Raw genomic sequence first — 17,772 nt, 5'->3', positions numbered from 1 at the left:
CCGTGTTACGGCAGCGGGACCTTGAGCACCCCGGACGTCAGCTGCAGCTGCCCTTGCTGCCGAGGAACCGGTCGTTCAGAACGAAGTCGGAGGCGCCGAAGACGACCGTCGCGTGCCCCTGCGAGATGTGGATGTCGTTCACGGTGACGCCGTCCGGGAGGTACTGCGCCGCGCACACCGGGAACGGCCCCTGCGAGGTCAGCGCCTGCAGCAGCCGGGTCAGGTTGACGTCTCCGGTCCCGGTCTTGAGGGAGGCCTTCTGCGGCTCGAGGAGCACCTGCTCGCCCGCCGCGCGGGCTTTCGCCGTGACCGTGTACCCGACCGGGAGCCCGAGGAGGTCGATCTTGCCGTCGTACCCGACCGTGCCGGCGCCGAGCGTGATGTCGCCGGTGGCACCCGGGATCTGGACGAGCTTGTTCAGCGAGTCCTGCGAGACCTCGAGCGTGCCCCGTGCCTTCGCGATCGGCTTCGAGAAGTCGGCGGGCACCCCGGTCGCCACGACGGAGGCGCTCAGCGGCGCGCCCTTCACGGTCAGGTGGGGGGCATCGAGCTCGACGCGGTCGAACGAACCGGCCAGGTACTGCTGGATGACGGAGACTCCCCCGATGTGCGTGGACACCGGGCCCGAGACGTCCTGCGGCAGGTTCTTCTCGATCTCCGCGGACACCTGCTTCTCGGCGTAGGCGCGCACGGCGGCATCGGCGACCACGAAGAGCACGACGAGGACGGCGACCGGGATCACCACCCAGAGCAGCACACGCAGCCACACGGGACGCTTCCGGCGCCGGGAGACCGGCTCACTCGGGGCGACGGTCTGCTGGGTCATCATCGGACCATCCGATCACATCCGGTCGGGTGCCGACACCCCCACCAGGGTGAGCCCGTTGCGGATCACCTGGCCGGTCGCGTCGTTCAGCCACAGCCGGGTGCGGTGGAGGTCGGTCACGGGCTCGTCGCCGTGGGGCAGGACGCGCGTGGAGCCGTCTCGGACGGCGTACCACGCGTGGTAGAGCCCGGCGAGCTCCTCGATGTAGCGCGCGACCCGGTGGGGCTCGCGCAGCTCGGCGGCCAGCGCCACCACGCGCGGGAACTCCTGGAGACCGCCGAGGAGCGCGCTCTCGGTCTCGTGCGTGAGGAGCTCCGGCCGGAACGCGCTCCGGTCAACGCCCGCCTTCTCGGCGTTAGCCGCCACGGAGCGGGTGCGCGCGTGGGCGTACTGCACGTAGAAGACCGGGTTCTCGTTGCTGCGCTTGCTGAGGAGATCGAGGTCGATGTCGAGCTGCGAGTCGGTCGAGGAGCGCACGAGGGCGTACCGGGCCGCGTCGACCCCCACCGCGTCGACGAGGTCGTCGAGCGTGACGATCGTGCCCGCGCGCTTCGACATCTTGACCGGCTCGCCGTCCTTGACGAGGTTGACCATCTGGCCGATCAGGATCTGGAGGTTCACGTTCGGGACGTCCCCGAACGCCTCCACCATCGCCATCATGCGGCCCACGTAGCCGTGGTGGTCTGCGCCCAGCATGATGATGTTCTGCTCGAAGCCCCGCTCGCGCTTGTCGAGGTAGTAGCCGAGATCGCCCGAGATGTAGGCCGGCTCGCCGTTCGACCGGACGATGACCCGGTCGCGGTCGTCGCCGAACGTCGTCGTGCGCAGCCAGATGGCGCCCTCGGCCTCGAAGATGTGGCCCTGCTCGTCGAGCCGCTGGATGGCACGCTCGACGGCGCCGGAGGCGTGCAGCGAGTCCTCGTGGAAGTAGACGTCGAAGTCGACGCCGAACGAGTGGAGGCGGTCCTTGATCTCCTGGAACATCGCCTGCGTGCCGAGCGACCGGAAGACCTCCTGCTGCTCCTCGCGCGGGAGCGTGGCGAGATCGCCGTCGTAGCGCTCGGCGACCGCCGAGGCGATCTCGGCGATGTAGGCGCCGCCGTAGCCGTCCTCCGGCGTCGGCTCGCCCAGATAGGCCGCCAGCAGGCTCCGCGCGAAGCGGTCGATCTGGGAGCCGTGGTCGTTGAAGTAGTACTCGCGGGTCACGTCCGCGCCCTCGGCCTGCAGGATGCGGGCGAGGCTGTCGCCGACAGCGGCCCAGCGGGCGCCTCCCATGTGGATGGGGCCCGTCGGGTTCGCAGAGACGAACTCGAGGTTCACCAGGAGGCCGTCGTACAGGTGGCCCCGGCCGTACTCCTCGCCCGACTCGACGATCGTCTTGGCGAGGAGGCCCGCGGCGGCCGCGTCGAGCCGGAAGTTGATGAACCCGGGGCCGGCGACCTCGGCCGACGACACGCCCTCGATCCCGGCGGCCGCCTCGGCGATCTCGGTGGCGAGGTCGCGAGGGTTCGCGCCGACGCGCTTGGCGAGCCGCATGGCCACGTTGCTCGACCAGTCGCCGTGCTCGCGGTTCTTGGGACGCTCCAGGGGGACATCCTCGACGGAGAGCGAGAGCCCCGCCGCGCCGTCCTCCGCGCCCTCTCCCGCGCCGCGTCGCCGCTCGACCACCGTCGTCACGATGTCGAGCAGGGCGGCGGAGAGGTCAGCGGGAGTCATAGCCATCGATTCTACCGGGCGGCCGTGCCCCTCCCTCTCCTGTCGGCTGGGCTTGATAAGGTCATCGCCTGCAGCACCGGATCGACGAGACGGAAGACGAACGATGACCCCCAGCTCCCGCCGCGCCGCGCTCCGCGCCGCGCTGCCCGTCGCCCTCGTCGCCGCTGCGGCACTGGGCCTGACGGGATGCACGCCGCCGAACCCGTCCTCCCGCACGCCCTCGGCGACCGCCGGCGGCGCGTCCGGAGGACCGACCGCCGCGCCTGCCCCCGCGGTGTCGCCGACCCCGACCGATCCGCCGACCCCGGTAGCCATCAAGTGCGACGCGCTCGTCACCACGGACCAGCTCTACGCGTTCAACCCCAACTACGGGGTCGATCCGAACTACGCTCCGAAGTCGGGCACCCACGAGAAGCAGATCGCCGACTGGAAGGGCACGACCTGCGCGTGGCTCAACCAGAGCAGCGGCGCGAAGATCGAGATCGCCGTCGCCAAGCCTCCCGCGAGCCTGCTGGAGGGGCTTAAGAACGCCGCCATCACCGAGGCGAAGCCCGTCCCGACCTACGGGACGCCGCCGGACGTCGAGGGGTACTTCAAGCCGGGCACCTCGGGCGAGGTGCAGATCTTCCGCGGGCCGTACTGGATCGTCGCCGATTCGACGGCGTTCTTCGAGCCCGGCGACGCCGCGCCGCTCATGCAGGACGTGCTCGGCAACGTCCCGGCGAGCTGACCCGGCCGGCCCGCTGGAGGCGGCAGGCCGTCACGAGCGGTGCCGAGGGGATGCTAGCCTTGATGAGCACTCCCTGGCCCCCATAGCTCAGGGGATAGAGCGTCTGCCTCCGGAGCAGAAGGCCGTAGGTTCAAATCCTACTGGGGGCACCAAGACTCACCGAGGCCGTATGGACTGTTCGTATTTCGACGCGGGCGTATGCCGCTCGTGCACGCTCATGGGTCAGCCGTACGCAGAGCAGCTCGCCGGTAAGGAGCGCGCCGCCCGCGGCCTGCTGGACCGGTTCGGCGACATCGAGTGGCTGCCTCCCGTCGCCAGCGCCGAGGCGGGGTACCGCAACAAGGCGAAGATGGTCGTCGGCGGCTCGGTCGAGGCACCCACGATCGGCATCCTCGACGAGGGCGGCCGCGGCGTCGACCTGCGGGAGTGCGGCATCTGCGCCCCCGGCATCCGGGCCGCCCTCCCGGTGCTCGCGCGATTCATCTCGAGCACGGGTCTCGTCCCCTACGACGTCCCGCGTCGGACCGGCGAGCTCAAGTTCGTGCTCGTGACCGTCTCCCCCGATGACGAGCTGATGGTGCGCTTCGTCGTCGGCTCGGAGGACGCCGTGCCGCGGATCCGCCGGCGGCTGGCCGAGTTGCTGGACGCGCTGCCCGCGGCGCGCGTCGTCAGCGTCAACATCCAGCCCGAGCACAAGGCGGTCGTCGAGGGTGAGCGCGAGATCGTTCTCACCCGCGATTCGTCACTCGTCATGCGCGTGGGCGGCATGGCGTTGCGGCTGCGGCCGCAGAGCTTCTTCCAGACGAACACCGCCGTCGCCGAGGCGCTCTACCGGCAGGTCGCGGACTGGGTCGACCGGATCTCCCCCGCCTCCCTCTGGGATCTCTACTGCGGAGTCGGCGGCTTCGCTCTCGCGTGCGCCGCCCCGGGGCGCCGGGTCGTCGGAGTCGAGACGAGCAGCGAGGCCGTCAAGAGCGCCCGGGCGACGGCGGCCGCCGCGGGACTGCCGCACGTGGCCTTCCGATCGGGCGACGCGACCCGGTTCGCCATCGGGGCCGCCGCCGCTCCCGACCTCGTCATCGTGAACCCGCCGCGCCGCGGGATCGGCGCCGAGCTCTCGGCCTGGCTGGAGGGATCGGGACCGCGTCACGTCGTCTACTCCAGCTGCAATCCGCGCACGCTGGCGCTCGACCTGGACCGGATGCCGTCGTACGGCATCCGGTCCGGTCGCGTCCTCGACATGTTCCCGCAGACCGGGCACATGGAGGCGGCGGTGCTGCTGGAGCGCACCGCCGCCTGACCGGTCAGCTCGCCGCCGACTCCCGCTTCGGCAGCTTCCAGCCCGGCCGCACGAAGTGGCAGGTATAACCCCACGGGATGCGCTCCAGGTAGTCCTGGTGCTCGGGCTCCGCCTCCCAGAACGGGCCCGCCGGCGACACCTCGGTGACGACCTTGCCCGGCCACAGGCCCGACGCGTCGACATCGGCGATGGTGTCCTCCGCGACGCGTCGCTGCTCCTCATCGGTATAGAAGATCGCGGAGCGGTAGCTGGTGCCGATGTCGTTGCCCTGGCGGTTCTTCGTCGACGGGTCGTGGATCTGGAAGAAGAACTCGAGCAGGTCGCGGTAGCTCACCCGCTCGGGGTCGTACTCGATCTCGATCGCCTCGGCGTGGCTCCCGTGGTTGCGGTACGTCGCGTTCGGGACGTCGCCCCCGGTGTAGCCGACGCGCGTGCTGACGACGCCCGGCAGCTTGCGGATGAGGTCCTGCATACCCCAGAAGCAGCCTCCGGCGAGGATGGCCTTCTCAGTCATGGTTCCCTGCTTTCTCGATGTGCTCGATGTTGTCGATGGTCGGGCTCGATGGATGCGCCGGTCGCGGCGTCACTTCTCGAACAGGTGCTTGTAGTCGCCGTAGCCCTCGGCCTCGAGGTCGGCGACCGGGACGAACCGGAGCGCTGCCGAGTTGATGCAGTAGCGCAGGCCGCCGGCCTCGGCGGGTCCGTCGTCGAAGAGGTGGCCGAGGTGGCTGTCCCCGTGGGCCGAGCGCACCTCGGTCCGCACCATGCCGTAGGTGCGGTCGACCTTCTCGACGATGTTCGACGGATCGACGGGAACGGTGAAGCTCGGCCAGCCCGACCGGCTGTCGTACTTGTTCACCGACGCGAAGAGCGGCTCGCCCGACACGATGTCGACGTAGAGCCCCTCGTCATGGTTGTTCCAGAACTCGTTGCGGAAGGCGGGCTCGGTGGCCGCCTCCTGGGTGACCGCGTACTGCTGCGGCGTGAGCCGGCCGATCGCCTCGGTCGTCTTGCGGTACTCCTGTGTCACGTTCTCCTCCTTGCGCGGCGCGCCGCCTGGTGCGCCGTCAGTGGGTAGAACGCCGCGGGGCGCCGAGATGGTCCCGCCGTTCCTGCGAGTTGGCTGAGTGCCCCATCGGGTGCGTCGATGTCCGGGGGATTTTCCACAACCTGCCGCCAGCGTCACGGCCCGAGACGTCAGTCGTGGCCCCCTCAGCGGACGTTTCGCGCCCTGAGGGGGCCTCAGCTGACGTCTCAATCGCCGAACGCATGCGGGGCGGCCCGGTCGGTGCGTCCGCGACGCCTCTTATCCGCAGTTTCCACAGGCACCGGGTCCCGTCACGCAGTGAAACGTCGCTAGTAGCCCCCTCAGCGGGCGTTTCGCGCCCTGAGGGGGCCATAGCTGACGTCTCGATCGCCGAACGAGCCCTCAGCGGCCGTCAGGCCGCGCGAAGGGGCCAATCGCGCCGTCTCACGCGGACGGGAGCGCTTCGTGGCCCGGCTCGCCGTGGGTCCGCCGGTCCTCCTTCATCTCCGCCTCGAAGAGGTGCCGCTTCCCCTCAGCGAGCTGGTCGCGCGCCTCCCGCTCGAGCCGGCGGAAGAGGGCGTAGTACCCGTCGTCGTACTCCTCGACGATCTGGAAGGTCCACCGGCCCGAGATCACGTTCCTGCCGACGAGGTCGTGCTCGATCCGGTCCGCCACGTCGGCGTGCCCGGCGTCGCGCAGCTGGTCCACGGCCTCACCCAGCGCGAGATCGGCCGAGCCCGTCAACCGGTGGAAGCCGTACAGCAGTCCCCGGGCGTGCTCGACCGTCTCGAGCGCCTCGGACAGCTTGCCGAGCGCCTCGACCGTCGCGTCGTCGAGGCCGCTCGGCCTCGTGTGCGCCGCGTCCGGTCCGTCCTGGCGGTCGCCGCCGTCAGCGGGGCTGTTCTGCTCCATCGTCTCTCCTCTGGTCTGCTGATGGGCTCTGGTCCGGGGACGGGCCGTGCTGGATCGGGATGGCGTCGGTGAACTGGGCGGCGCGCTGCTCCCCCTGCGCCGAGCCGCTGAACAGGCGCCCCTCCTCCTCGCTCCGCGCCCGGGCGGGCCGCTCCTGCGGCTCGACCTCCTCCTGGACCTCGATGCGCTGGCGGGGCAGCGAGGTCGGCGAGTAGCGCTGCATCCAGTCGATCAAGCGCTCGCGCACGAGGCACCGGAGGTCGAAGAGGGTGGGTGCGTCCCGCGCGGTGACGAGCACGCGGACGCGGACCCACCCTCCGACGGCGTCGGTGACCTGCAGCACGCCCGTCCGGTGGTCCCACAGGTCGGTGGTGGCGAGGATCCGGTTCAGCTCGGCCCGCATCCCCCCGGTCGACACGCGCCAGTCGAGATCGAACTCGACCGCGCCGAGGAGCTCGCTGTGCTGCCTGGTCCAGTTCTCGAACGGCTTCGTGGTGAAGTACACCGAGGGGAGCACGAGGCGGCGGTCGTCCCAGACGTGGACGACGACGTAGGTGAGCGTGATCTCCTCGATGGTGCCCCACTGCTGCTCGACCACGACGACGTCGTCGATCCGGATGGCGTCGGAGAACGCGATCTGGATGCCGGCGAAGAGGTTCGCGAGGCTCGACTGCGCGGCGACGCCCGCGATGATGCCGATCACGCCGGCCGAGGCCAGGAGGCTCGCCCCGGCCGCCTGCAGGGCCGGGAAGGTGAGGAGGATGGCGCTCAGGCCGATCACGACCGCGGCGACGACCGTCAACCGCCGGATGATGAGGACCTGGGTCCGCATCCGCCTCGCGTACCTGTTGTCGGGCACGTCGAGCCGGTAGCGGCTCAGTCCGATGTCCTCGACGAACACCATCAGGGCGGCCGCGAACCAGGTGCCGGTCGCGATCGCGGCGATGAGGAAGGCGTGCTGGAGGCCCGCGCGCCAGGCCGGCGTCACCTCGGGAGGGAGCGTCAGCGCCACCGCGATCCACAGCACGATGACCACGAGGAAGAGCCGGAACGGGATGCGCGCCCGCGCGATCAGCAGCTGCGGCCACACCCGTCGCTTCGCGACGGTGCGGAGCACGAGGCCCACGATCGCGGTCACGACGACGGCGAAGACGATCGCGACGAGGCAGGCGACGGCCAGGCCGGGCCAGGTTCGCAGTGATGACACGGGGAGGCGGGGTCCTTCCGGGGTCGCGGGAGACGGGCTCCCCGCCGACAGTACGCCGCCGGACGGCCGGGCTCCATGCGGTCGCAGCGAACAGTCCCGAGAAGACCGGTCGTCCCTCCCGTGCGCCGACTCCCGCGCCGGGCTAGTCTGAGGACTTCCGCACCTCGACGGTGCGGCGGGGGAAAGCCGTCGGCAAGGGCGCGATAGGAGCGGGCATGGCAGCGACACGGACACTCTTCATCGGCGGCACGGGGGTCATCAGCTCCGCGTGCGTGGCCGAGGCGGTGCGGCAGGGCCACGAGGTGACGGTGGTGAACCGGGGCTCGAGCAGCACGCGACCGCTGCCGGAGGGCGTGGAGGTGCTCCACGCGGACATCCGGGACCCCGGGTCGGTGCACTCCGTGCTCGGTGAGCGCAGCTTCGACGTCGCTGCCGAGTTCCTGGCGTTCACGCCCCAGCACATCCGCACCGATTTCGAGCTGTTCGAGGGGCGCGTGGGGCAGTTCGTGTTCATCAGCTCGGCATCGGCGTACCAGAAACCGCCCTCTCGCGTCCCGGTGACCGAGTCGACTCCCCTGCGGAACCCCTTCTGGCAGTACTCCCGCGACAAGATCGCCTGCGAGGACGCCCTCATGGAGGCGTACCGGCACCGCGGCTTCCCGGTCACGATCGTGCGCCCCTCCCACACCTACGACCGCACCATGATCCCGACGAGCGGGAACTGGACCGACCTCGAGCGCATGCGCCGCGGCGCGCCGGTCGTCGTCCACGGCGACGGCTCGAGCCGCTGGACGATCACGCACAGCAGCGACTTCGCGACCGCCTTCGTCGGCCTCCTCGGCCTCCCGGAGGCGGTCGGCGACGCGTTCCACATCACGGGCGACGAGGCACCAACGTGGGATCAGATCTACTGCTACCTGGCCGAGGCCCTCGGCGTCGAGGCCGAGCTGGTGCACGTCGCCAGCGAGTCCATCGCCGCGGTCGTGCCCGAGCTCGGCCCGGGCCTTCTCGGCGACAAGGCGCACTCGATGCATTTCGACAACAGCAAGGTGAAGGCGCTCGTGCCGTCGTTCCACCAGCGCGTGCCGTTCGCACGCGGCGCGGGCGAGATCGTGGAATGGTACCTCGCAGACCCCTCCCGGCAGCGCTTCGATCCGGATCTGGACGCGGCTTTCGACCGACTGGTGGAGCACACGCGCGCCCTCGCCTGACCGCCCCCGACCCCGGGCCGATGCGGGCTCCCAGACCCCGCGCCCGCGGTGTGTAATGGCGGATACGGAACGCGAATACGAGACTCAGCGCAGGCGGATGGTCGAGGAGCAGCTCGTCCCCCGCGGGATCCGGGACCAGCGGGTGCTCGGGGCGATGACGCGCGTGCCCCGGCACGAGTTCGTGCCCGAGCGCTCGATCCCGTACGCCTACGAGGATCACCCCATCCCGATCGGCGACGGCCAGACCATCTCGCAGCCCTACATCGTCGCGCTGATGCTGGAGGCCGCACGGATCGGGCCCGAGGACGCCGTCCTCGATGTGGGCACCGGCTCCGGCTACGCGGCGGCGCTCGCCGCGGTGCTCGCGCACCGGGTCGTCAGCATCGAACGCCACAGCGATCTCGCCGTCCAAGCCGCAGCGACGCTCGAAGCCCTCGGGAACCGGGTGGAGGTCGTCACGGGCGACGGCACGCTCGGCTGGGCCCCGGGCGCACCGTACGACGCCATCGTCGCGGCCGCGACGGGACCGTCCGTCCCGCGCGCCTGGAGCGCCCAGCTCGCACCCGGGGGCCGCATCGTCATGCCGGTCGGCCGTCCGGGCGGGCCGCAGCACCTGTCCCTGTTCACCGCCGGCGAGGACGGAACGCTCGTCAAGAAGGACCTCGGCTCGGTCACGTTCGTCCCGCTCGTCGGCGAGCAGGCCTGGCCCGGCTGAGCGGCCGCCGCGTCCCAGTGACGCGATCAGGCCGCGGCCGCGACGAGGGCGCGCAGGCCTCCGAGCACGGCGGCCAGCTGGCCGCTGGGCGCCCCCCGGTCCTCCGGGTGGAACTGCACGGCGAGGGCCGGTGCGGTGCGGTGCTCGATCAGCTCGACGTGGCCGTCCGGGGCGCGGCCGGTGACGAGGAGGTCTGCCCCGAGCCGGCCGACGGCCTGGTGGTGGGCGCTCCGCACCTCCACGACGGGTCCGCCGAGCAGCGCCTCGGCGCGGCTGCCCGGCTCGAGGACGACCGGGTGGGAGGTGAGCACCTGCTCGATCGGGACGCCGCGGCGCACGTGCACGCCGTCGTCGCCCAGGTCCGGGACGAGGGACCCGCCGAGGGCGACGTCCAGCACCTGGAGCCCGCGGCAGATGCCGAGGAACGGGACGCCCCGGGCGACCGTTCGCGCCACGAGCTCCAGCTGCGCCTCGTCGGCGACCTCGAGGTGCCGCGACTCGTTCGGGTATCCCGTCTCGCCGCCGTAGAAGCGCGGGTGGAGGTCCTCTCCCCCGACGACGACCACGGCGTCGGCGGCATCGGTGGCGGCGAGCAGCCCGGCCGTGCCCTGCTCGGCGGCGAGCCGGTCGACGTCCCAGCCCTGCGCGCGGGACTCGGCGATCACTCCGCCGACGAGATGCTGGACGTAGCGGTGGTAGGCGGGGTCGTGGCCGCGGAAGCGCGTGGCCTCGACGACCGCGAGCCGGCGGGCGGCACTCGGGAACGGCATGCTCGCTCCTCCCGCTCGACGACCTCCTGCGACCCCTCCATCCAAACCACCGGGCCGCGCCCGCGCACTCCCGGCCGTAACAGGCCGAAACAGTGACAGCGACGGGGGCCCCGAATAGACTCGACGGGATATCGGCGGGACTCGGGAGAGTGATCGATGCGGGTGGGACGAGTGCTGGCCGGGGCCGTCATGGCGCTGGGTCTCGCGTTCTCCGTGGTCGCCCCCGCTCTCCCCGCGGCCGCCCAGGACCCGGTCGATCTGGGTTCCGCGCACGTGATCGACCAGGCGCGCGTGCTCTCCGGCTCCGGCGAGAAGCGCGTCGCCGGCGCCGCCGCCAAGCTCTACAGCGACCACAAGCTCGACCTCTACGTCGTCTACGTCGACCGCTTCACCAACCCGGCGGAGGCCGCCGACTGGGCGAACGACACCGCGGCGAAGAACGGGCTGGGGCCGACCGACTACCTCCTCGCGGTCTCGACCGACGGGCGGACGTACTACCTGTCGGGCGACGACAGCGGGCCGGTCAGCCCCGATCAGCTCAGCCGGATCGAGCAGAACGACATCGAGCCGAAGCTCCGCACCGGCGACTGGGCCGGAGCCGGGGTGGCTGCCGCGCAGGGCCTCTCCGATGCGGTCGGCGGCGGCGGCTCGGGGTTCTTCTGGTTCTTCCTGGTCGGCGTACTGGCCGTCGGCGTCATCGTGTTCTTCGTCGTGCGCGGCCGGAACGGCAGACGGCGGGCCGCGGCGGGGCCGCCGACGCCCCAGACCGAGCTGCACGCGATCCCCCTCGCCGAGCTCGAACGCCGCGCGGGCGGAGCGCTCGTGCAGACCGACGACGCCGTCCGGACCAGCGAGGAGGAGCTAGGGTTCGCCACGGCGCAGTACGGCGCGGAGGCGGTGGTGCCGTTCCAGAAGGCGCTCGACGGCGCCAAGGAGCAGCTCACCGAGGCGTTCGCGCTGAAGCAGCGCCTGGACGACGCCGAGCCGGACTCCGACGAGGATCGCCGCGAGTGGAACATCCGCATCGTTCAGCTCTGCACGGCCGCGAACCAGTCCCTCGACGCGCAGGCCGACGCCTTCGACGAGTTGCGGTCGCTCGAGAAGCGGATCCCCGAGGCCGCCGAGCAGCTGACGGCCGAAGCGGCGCAGGTCCATACCCGGATCGATCGGGCCCGGTCGTCGCTGGCGACCCTCGCCCAGACCTACACCGACGACACGCTCGCGACCGTCCACGACAACGCCGACCAGGCGGCGCAGCGCCTGCAGTTCGCCGAGACCGCACTCGCAACCGCGAGGCAGCAGGCCGAGGCCGGAGATCTCAGCGCGGCGGCGGTCGGCGTGCGCGCCGCCGAGGAGTCGACCGATCAGGCCGGGCTCCTGCTGGATGCGGTGGACCGCCTCCAGTCCGACCTGACGGCGGCGCGGCAGTCGATCGACCGGACGCTCGCCGAACTCGACAGCGACCTCGCCCAGGCCCGCTCCCTCGCCTCCACGGACGACCCCGGCGGCACCATCGCCGCCTCGGTCGCGGGCACGCAGCAGACGGTCGACGATGTGAAGGGCCGACTGACGGCCGGTCGCATCAACCCGCTCGAGCTCGCACGCCGGCTCGACGAGGCCAATCGGAGCATCGACAGCGTGCTTCAGGGTGTCCGCGACGCTCGCGCGCAGGAGCAGCGGGCGCAGTCGGCCCTGCAGCAGAGCCTCCTCTCGGCCAAGGCGCGAGTATCGGCCTGCGAGGACTTCATCACCGCGCGCCGCGGCGCCGTCGGGCCGGACGCGAGGACGCGGCTGGCCGAAGCGTCGCGCCTCGTCGGGCAGGCGGAGCAGACGGCGCCGACCGACCCCGTGCAGGCCCTCGCGCTCGCTCAGCGCGCGGACCAGCTCGCCGACGACGCGACGACGCTCGCGCAGCAGGACGTCGGCGGCTTCCAGCCCGGATCGGGCGGCCCGGGCGGCTTGTTCGGTGGCGGCTCCGGAGGCGCGATGGGCGCGATCCTCGGCGGGATCCTCATCGATTCCGTGCTGCGCGGCGGCCTCGGTGGGGGCGGCGGCTGGGGCGGCGGCGGCTTCGGCGGCGGAGGCGGCTTCAGCGCCGGCAGCTTCGGCGGCGGGGGCACCCGGGCCCGGCGCGGCGGCGGACGGTTCTGACCCGGATCCAGGAGATCGACACGGCCCCGCGGGGCGTGAGGAAAGGAGAGGCAGATGGCGAAGCAGTCCATCTTCGGACGGATCTCGCAGTTGCTGAGAGCCAACGTGAACGCACTGATCGACCAGGCGGAGGACCCGGAGAAGATGCTGGACCAGATGGTCCGCGACTTCACCGACAACATCGCGGACGCCGAGAGCGCCATCGCGGAGACGATCGGCAACCTGCGGCTGCTCGAGGACGACCACCGCGAAGACGTCGAAGCCGCACAGGAGTGGGGCGACAAGGCCCTCGCGGCCAGCCGCCAGGCCGACCAGTACCGCGCGGACGGCGACACGGCGAACGCCGACAAGTTCGACAACCTGGCGAAGGTCGCGCTGCAGCGCCAGATCGCCTCCGAGAACGAGGCGAAGGCCGCCGAGCCGCAGATCGCCGCTCAGACCGAGGTGGTCGACAAGCTCAAGTCCGGCTTGAACGCCATGAAGGAGAAGCTCGAGCAGCTGAAGAGCAAGCGCGCCGAGCTGATCGCGCGCGCCAAGAGCGCTCAGGCGCAGGCCCAGATGATCGACGCGGTCAAGAGCGTCGACCTGATGGACCCGACCAGCGAGGTCGCGCGGTTCGAGGACAAGATCAAGCGCGAGGAGGCGCGGGTCCGCGGGTCTCAGGAGCTCGCCGCCTCCAGCCTCGACGCGCAGTTCGAGCAGCTGGACGACCTCGGCGAGATGACGGAGGTGGAGGCGCGTCTCGCCGCGCTCAAGTCCGGCGGCCCGGCCGCAAGCGGAGCGGCGGCCATCGGTTCGTGAGCGGCGCATCCTTCCTCGTCGTGGCCCAGTGGCAGGGCTCCGGCTCGTCGCGCGCCATGCGGCTGATCGACGGAGCCGACGCCATCCGCGGCGACCTCCCCGTGTCGGCGACCCACGTCGTCCCGGTCCCGGCCGCTGCCGGCGAGGCTCTGGAGACGGGCGTCAACCGGTACTCGTCGCTGAGCCTCGTCCGGGAGCTCGCCGCTGCGGAGCTCGCCCTGCTCGACGGCCCCGTCGTCACGGTCGGCGGCGACTGCGGAGCGGATCTCGCAGGCGTGCAGCACGCCCTGGCGACGAACGAGCCGGGCACGGTCGCGGTCGTGTGGTTCGATGCGCACGGGGACCTCAACACGGTCGAGTCGTCGCCCTCCGGCGCCTTCCACGGAATGGTCCTGCGGGCGCTCCTCGGTGACGGACCGGAAGGGCTGGCCTCGACCGGGCCGACCGTGCTCGATCCCTCCCGCCTCGTGCTCGTCGGAACGCGAGCCCTCGACGACGGCGAGTCCGCCTTCGTCGACGAGACCGGCATCCGCGTCGTCGCGCCGGCCGAATTGGAGGACCCAGCGGGCCTCGTGCGCGCGGTCGAGGCCACGGGCGCGGAGCGCGTCTACCTGCACGTGGATCTCGACGTGCTCGATCCGGCGGCCATCGACGGCATCGGCTACCCGGAACCGTTCGGGGTTCAGCCGGATCGGCTCACCGACGCCATCCGGGCGCTCCGCGGGCGATTCGAGCTCGTCGGCGCCGGCCTGACGGAGTTCGCGCCGGACTCCCCGGAGGCGGCGGGACGCGATCTCCCCGTGATCCTCCGTATCCTCGGGGCGCTGACCGGCCCTCTCGGACGGCGCGCAGGTAGCGTGACGTCATGACCTCAACGAAGATCCTCACCGAGCGGCGGGGGCCCGTGCTCCTCATCGGCTTGAACCGTCCCGAGAAGCGCAACGCGGCCGACTTCGAGCTCCTCACCCAGCTGGCCGAGGCGTACGGGGAGCTGGAACGCGATCCGGAGCTCCGCGTCGGGCTGGTGCACGCGGTCGGCGACCACTTCACGGCGGGGCTCGACCTCGCCGACCTCGGCCCGCGGATCGGCCGAGACGGTCTGTCGTTCGTCTCCGAGACGGGGATCGACCCGTGGCAGGTCTCCGGCCGTTCGCTCACGAAGCCGGTCGTGATCGCGGTGCAGGGCACGTGCCTGACGCTCGGCATCGAGCTCATGCTGGCGTCCGACGTCGTGGTCGCCGCCGCCTCCACGCGTTTCGGCCAGATCGAGGTGACCCGCGGCATCCTGCCCTTCGGCGGTGCGACGCTGCGCTTCCCGCGCGCCGTCGGCTGGGGCAACGCGATGCGCTACATCCTCACCGGCGACCTGTTCGACGCCGCCGAGGCGCATCGGCTCGGGCTCGTGCAGGAGGTCGTGGAGGACGGGGCCCAGCTCGAGGCCGCCCTGGCGATCGCCGAGCGGATCGCCGCGCAGGCGCCGCTGGCGGTCCAGGCCGCGCTCGCCAACGCCAAGCGCGCCGTCCGCGACGGCGACGCCGCCGCGGAGGCCGACCTCCAGCCGGCACTGGCGCGTCTCGCCGGGACGGAGGACGCTCGGATCGGCATGGAGGCGTTCCTCACCCGCAGCGAGGCCCGTTTCGTCGGCCGGTGACCCTCCGCCCGATCGACACGGCGGCCCCGTGCCGCCGGACCACCGCACAGACAGGAGAAGCATGACCGGGACCAGGGACTACGACGTCATCGTGATCGGCGCCGGCGCCGTCGGCGAGAATGTCGCCGATCGGGCCCGTCAGGGCGGACTCAGCACCGTGATCGTCGAGGCGGAACTGGTGGGCGGCGAGTGCTCCTACTGGGCGTGCATGCCGTCGAAGACACTGTTGCGCAGCGGTGCGCTCCTGCGGGCGGCGAAGAAGGTCGGGGGAACCCGCGAGGCCGTGACCGGTGAGCTCGACGTGGAGGCGGTCCTGAAGCGCCGCGACTACATGACGAGCGACTGGAAGGACGACGGCCAGGTCGAGTGGCTGGACGGCGCCGGGATCGACCTGGTCCGCGGTTGGGCGGTGATCACCGCTCCTCGTGAGGTGACGGTCACGGCCGACGACGGGACGAAGACCGTTCTGCGCGCGAAGCACGCGGTCGCCGTGTGCACGGGGTCCGCGTCCCTCCTCCCGGACATCCCCGGCCTGCGCGAGAGCGAACCCTGGAGCAGCCGCGAGGCGACGAGCGTGCAGCGCGTCCCGGTGTCGTTGGCGATCCTCGGCGGCGGCGTCGTCGGCGTCGAGATGGCGACGGCCTACGCCGGGCTCGGCACGGAGGTGCACCTCATCGCGCGCGGCGGGCTGCTCGGCGCCGACGAGCCGTTCGCCGGGGAGCTCGTCGGCCGGTCCCTCGAGCGTCTGGGCGCACACCTCCACCTCGGCGTCTCCCCGACCTCGGTGGAGCGCACGGACGACGACCGCTTCCGGCTCGAGCTCAGCGACGGCACCACGGTCGAGACCGACGAGTTCCTCGTCGCCACCGGGCGCCTCCCCCGCACCGGCGGTCTCGGGCTCGACGCCTTCGGCCTCGAAGACGGCGCGTGGTTGCGCGTCGACGACAGCATGAGGGTTCTGGGCGACGACGGAGCGCCGGTCGACGGCGGGTGGCTGTACGGCGTCGGCGACGTCAACCACCGGGCGCTCCTCACCCACCAGGGCAAGTACCAGGCCCGGGCGGCCGGGGATGCGATCGCAGCGCGCGCTCGCGGCGCTGAGGTGTCGCTCGAACCCTGGGGCGCGTTCGTGGCCACCGCCGACCACCAGGCGGTACCGCAGGTGACGTTCACCGACCCGGAGGTTGCCTCGGTCGGGCTGACGGCGGCGGCCGCCGAGAAGGCCGGCTACCGCATCCGGGTCGTCGACTACCCCATCGGCCGCGTCTCCGGCGCCTCCGTGGTCGCCGACGACTACGAGGGCACGGCCCGCATGGTCGTCGATGAGGAGAGGCAGGTCGTGCTCGGCGCGACGTTCGTCGGCCAGGACGTCGGCGAGCTCCTCCACTCGGCGACCGTCGCGGTCGTGGGCGAGGTGCCGCTCTCCCGGCTGTGGCACGCGGTCCCCTCCTACCCGACGCTGAGCGAGGTCTGGCTCCGGCTGCTCGAAGCGTACGGTCGTCCGGCGGAGTGAGCGTGCGCGACCTGATCGCCGCCGTCCGGGATGTGCTGTTCGATTCGCCGGTGAGCAGAGCCGGTTACCTGTACGCCACCGCGGTCGGCATGGCCTGGGGGTTCATCTGGAGCACCGGGGCGGTCAAGCACGAGGGCGGCGTGTGGGTCTTCCGCGGGCTCCCCCGGTTCGCCTTCGGCCGAGGCGGGTCCTGCGTCGGGGGGTGCTACCTCACCGACCACAACGTGAGCGAGGACATCCTCGAGCACGAGGCGGTCCACAAGCGCCAATGGCAGCGCTACGGCATGCTCTTCCCATTCCTGTACCTTGCGGCGGGCCGCGACCCGTTGCGCAATCGCTTCGAGATCGAGGCGGGACTCGAGAAAGGCGGATATCGATGACGGCTCCTCAGGGACGGCGGACCATCGTTCTCACCGGAGCCAGCTCCGGGATCGGCGCCGTGGCGGCGGAACGGCTGGCGGAGCTCGGCAACGACCTCGCCGTCGTCGGGCGCGACCCGGAGCGGACCAGAGCCGTCGCGGAGCGGGTCGGAGCGACACCGTTCCTGGCCGATTTCGAGCGATTGGACGATGTCCGCGCGCTCGCTGCGGCGCTCCTCGACCGCTACGAGCGCATCGACGTGCTCGTCAACAACGCCGGCGGTCTCTACCACGAGCGGGCCGTCACGGCCGACGGCCACGAGCGCACCATCCAGGCCAACCACCTGGCGCCGTTCCTCCTCACCGCGCTCCTCCTCCCCCGGCTGCGCGAGTCGGTGGCCGCGAGCGGCGACGTCCGCGTCGTCTCGACCGCGAGCCTCGCCAACCGGTTCGGCGACCTCCGGCTCGACGATCTCGACTGGGAGAAGCGGCGCTGGCGCGGCGGGTGGAGAGCGTACGGGACGGCCAAGCTCGCGACGATCCTGTTCGCCGCCGAGCTCGGCGAGCGCCTCACGGGCACGGGGATCAGCGCGTACTCCTTCCACCCCGGCACCATCGCCACCAACTTCGGCGCCTCGTCACCGCTGATCCGCTTCGGCAGCGCGGTCACTCGCGGCGGTTACGGGATCCCGGTCGCGGAAGGAGCCGCGCCGCTCATCCGGCTCTCCGCCGAGGCACCGGTCGGCGCGCCGAGCGGCACCTACTTCGATCGCCTGACCGCCAACGGGCGGACGGCCGCCCAGGCCAAGGACGCCCAGCTCGGACGCGATCTCTGGGGCGTGACCGCGAAGCTCGTCGGTCTCGAGACGCACGTCTGAGCGTC

The 17,772-nt window shown here is 71.7% G+C and carries 18 protein-coding genes and 1 tRNA gene; 12 read left to right on the top strand and 7 right to left on the bottom strand.

The annotated features are described in order from the left end of the window. Positions 1-37: 37 nt before the first annotated feature. Positions 38-829 carry an LmeA family phospholipid-binding protein gene (locus FPT20_RS04955; RefSeq protein WP_158863160.1) on the bottom strand — a complete coding sequence of 264 codons (792 nt, stop codon included), beginning with the start codon at positions 827-829 and terminating at the stop codon, positions 38-40. 12 nt (positions 830-841) lie between these two features. Next, entirely contained in the window at positions 842-2,542 is a 1,701-nt protein-coding gene (gene argS / locus FPT20_RS04950) for an arginine--tRNA ligase (protein WP_158863158.1), read from the bottom strand. Between the two features lie 103 nt (positions 2,543-2,645). Here argS and FPT20_RS04945 point away from each other — a divergent pair, with 103 nt between their 5' ends. From FPT20_RS04945 to rlmC, 3 genes are all read left to right on the top strand, one after another. Next, complete coding sequence (locus FPT20_RS04945; RefSeq protein WP_158863156.1) at positions 2,646-3,272, top strand: iron ABC transporter ATP-binding protein; 627 nt, start codon at positions 2,646-2,648, stop codon at positions 3,270-3,272. Positions 3,273-3,348: 76 nt separating this feature from the next. Then, a tRNA-Arg gene (locus FPT20_RS04940) sits at positions 3,349-3,424 on the top strand. Between the two features lie 17 nt (positions 3,425-3,441). Next, entirely contained in the window at positions 3,442-4,572 is a 1,131-nt protein-coding gene (rlmC, locus tag FPT20_RS04935; protein WP_158863154.1) for a 23S rRNA (uracil(747)-C(5))-methyltransferase RlmC, read from the top strand. Positions 4,573-4,576: 4 nt separating this feature from the next. Here rlmC and msrA read toward each other — a convergent pair whose 3' ends face one another. From msrA to FPT20_RS04915, 4 genes are all read right to left on the bottom strand, one after another. Next, on the bottom strand, positions 4,577-5,086 hold the full coding sequence (msrA, locus tag FPT20_RS04930) for a peptide-methionine (S)-S-oxide reductase MsrA (RefSeq protein WP_158863152.1): 510 nt from the start codon (positions 5,084-5,086) through the stop codon (positions 4,577-4,579). Between the two features lie 69 nt (positions 5,087-5,155). Next, positions 5,156-5,602 (bottom strand): peptide-methionine (R)-S-oxide reductase MsrB, encoded by a 447-nt coding sequence (gene msrB, locus FPT20_RS04925; RefSeq protein ID WP_158863150.1) that lies wholly within the window; start codon positions 5,600-5,602, stop codon positions 5,156-5,158. Between the two features lie 441 nt (positions 5,603-6,043). Continuing rightward, complete coding sequence (locus FPT20_RS04920; RefSeq protein ID WP_158863148.1) at positions 6,044-6,511, bottom strand: hypothetical protein; 468 nt, start codon at positions 6,509-6,511, stop codon at positions 6,044-6,046. Next, positions 6,489-7,718 (bottom strand): mechanosensitive ion channel family protein, encoded by a 1,230-nt coding sequence (locus FPT20_RS04915; RefSeq protein WP_158863146.1) that lies wholly within the window; start codon positions 7,716-7,718, stop codon positions 6,489-6,491. The genes FPT20_RS04920 and FPT20_RS04915 overlap by 23 nt, the downstream gene beginning before the upstream one ends. A 215-nt stretch (positions 7,719-7,933) precedes the next feature. On the opposite strand from FPT20_RS04915, the gene FPT20_RS04910 reads away from it, so the two are divergent. After that, positions 7,934-8,929 carry an SDR family oxidoreductase gene (locus FPT20_RS04910; RefSeq protein ID WP_158863144.1) on the top strand — a complete coding sequence of 332 codons (996 nt, stop codon included), beginning with the start codon at positions 7,934-7,936 and terminating at the stop codon, positions 8,927-8,929. A gap of 55 nt (positions 8,930-8,984) precedes the next feature. After that, positions 8,985-9,644 carry a protein-L-isoaspartate(D-aspartate) O-methyltransferase gene (locus FPT20_RS04905; RefSeq protein ID WP_158863142.1) on the top strand — a complete coding sequence of 220 codons (660 nt, stop codon included), beginning with the start codon at positions 8,985-8,987 and terminating at the stop codon, positions 9,642-9,644. 26 nt (positions 9,645-9,670) lie between these two features. On the opposite strand, the gene FPT20_RS04900 is transcribed toward FPT20_RS04905, so the two are convergent. Continuing rightward, positions 9,671-10,414, bottom strand: a complete 744-nt coding sequence (locus FPT20_RS04900; protein WP_158863140.1) for a gamma-glutamyl-gamma-aminobutyrate hydrolase family protein — start codon at positions 10,412-10,414, stop codon at positions 9,671-9,673. Positions 10,415-10,570: 156 nt separating this feature from the next. On the opposite strand from FPT20_RS04900, the gene FPT20_RS04895 reads away from it, so the two are divergent. From FPT20_RS04895 to FPT20_RS04865, 7 genes are all read left to right on the top strand, one after another. Beyond that, positions 10,571-12,565 carry a TPM domain-containing protein gene (locus tag FPT20_RS04895; RefSeq protein WP_158863138.1) on the top strand — a complete coding sequence of 665 codons (1,995 nt, stop codon included), beginning with the start codon at positions 10,571-10,573 and terminating at the stop codon, positions 12,563-12,565. Between the two features lie 54 nt (positions 12,566-12,619). After that, complete coding sequence (locus FPT20_RS04890; protein ID WP_158863136.1) at positions 12,620-13,366, top strand: PspA/IM30 family protein; 747 nt, start codon at positions 12,620-12,622, stop codon at positions 13,364-13,366. Next, positions 13,363-14,235, top strand: a complete 873-nt coding sequence (locus FPT20_RS04885; RefSeq protein ID WP_158863134.1) for an arginase family protein — start codon at positions 13,363-13,365, stop codon at positions 14,233-14,235. The genes FPT20_RS04890 and FPT20_RS04885 overlap by 4 nt, the downstream gene beginning before the upstream one ends. Continuing rightward, positions 14,232-15,017 (top strand): crotonase/enoyl-CoA hydratase family protein, encoded by a 786-nt coding sequence (locus FPT20_RS04880; protein WP_158863132.1) that lies wholly within the window; start codon positions 14,232-14,234, stop codon positions 15,015-15,017. Before FPT20_RS04885 ends, FPT20_RS04880 begins: the two co-directional genes overlap by 4 nt. 61 nt (positions 15,018-15,078) lie before the next feature. After that, a complete protein-coding gene (locus tag FPT20_RS04875) occupies positions 15,079-16,530 on the top strand; it encodes a dihydrolipoyl dehydrogenase family protein (protein ID WP_158863130.1) in 1,452 nt (483 codons plus the stop codon). Positions 16,531-16,532: 2 nt separating this feature from the next. Further along, a complete protein-coding gene (locus tag FPT20_RS04870) occupies positions 16,533-16,910 on the top strand; it encodes a Fe-S oxidoreductase (RefSeq protein ID WP_442786501.1) in 378 nt (125 codons plus the stop codon). Then, positions 16,907-17,767 (top strand): SDR family NAD(P)-dependent oxidoreductase, encoded by an 861-nt coding sequence (locus FPT20_RS04865; RefSeq protein ID WP_158863125.1) that lies wholly within the window; start codon positions 16,907-16,909, stop codon positions 17,765-17,767. The genes FPT20_RS04870 and FPT20_RS04865 overlap by 4 nt, the downstream gene beginning before the upstream one ends. Positions 17,768-17,772 lie beyond the last annotated feature (5 nt).

The sequence above is a fragment of the Leifsonia sp. AG29 genome (assembly GCF_009765225.1).
GTDB lineage: Bacteria > Actinomycetota > Actinomycetes > Actinomycetales > Microbacteriaceae > Leifsonia.
This window is presented reverse-complemented; position numbering and strand designations above follow the sequence as displayed.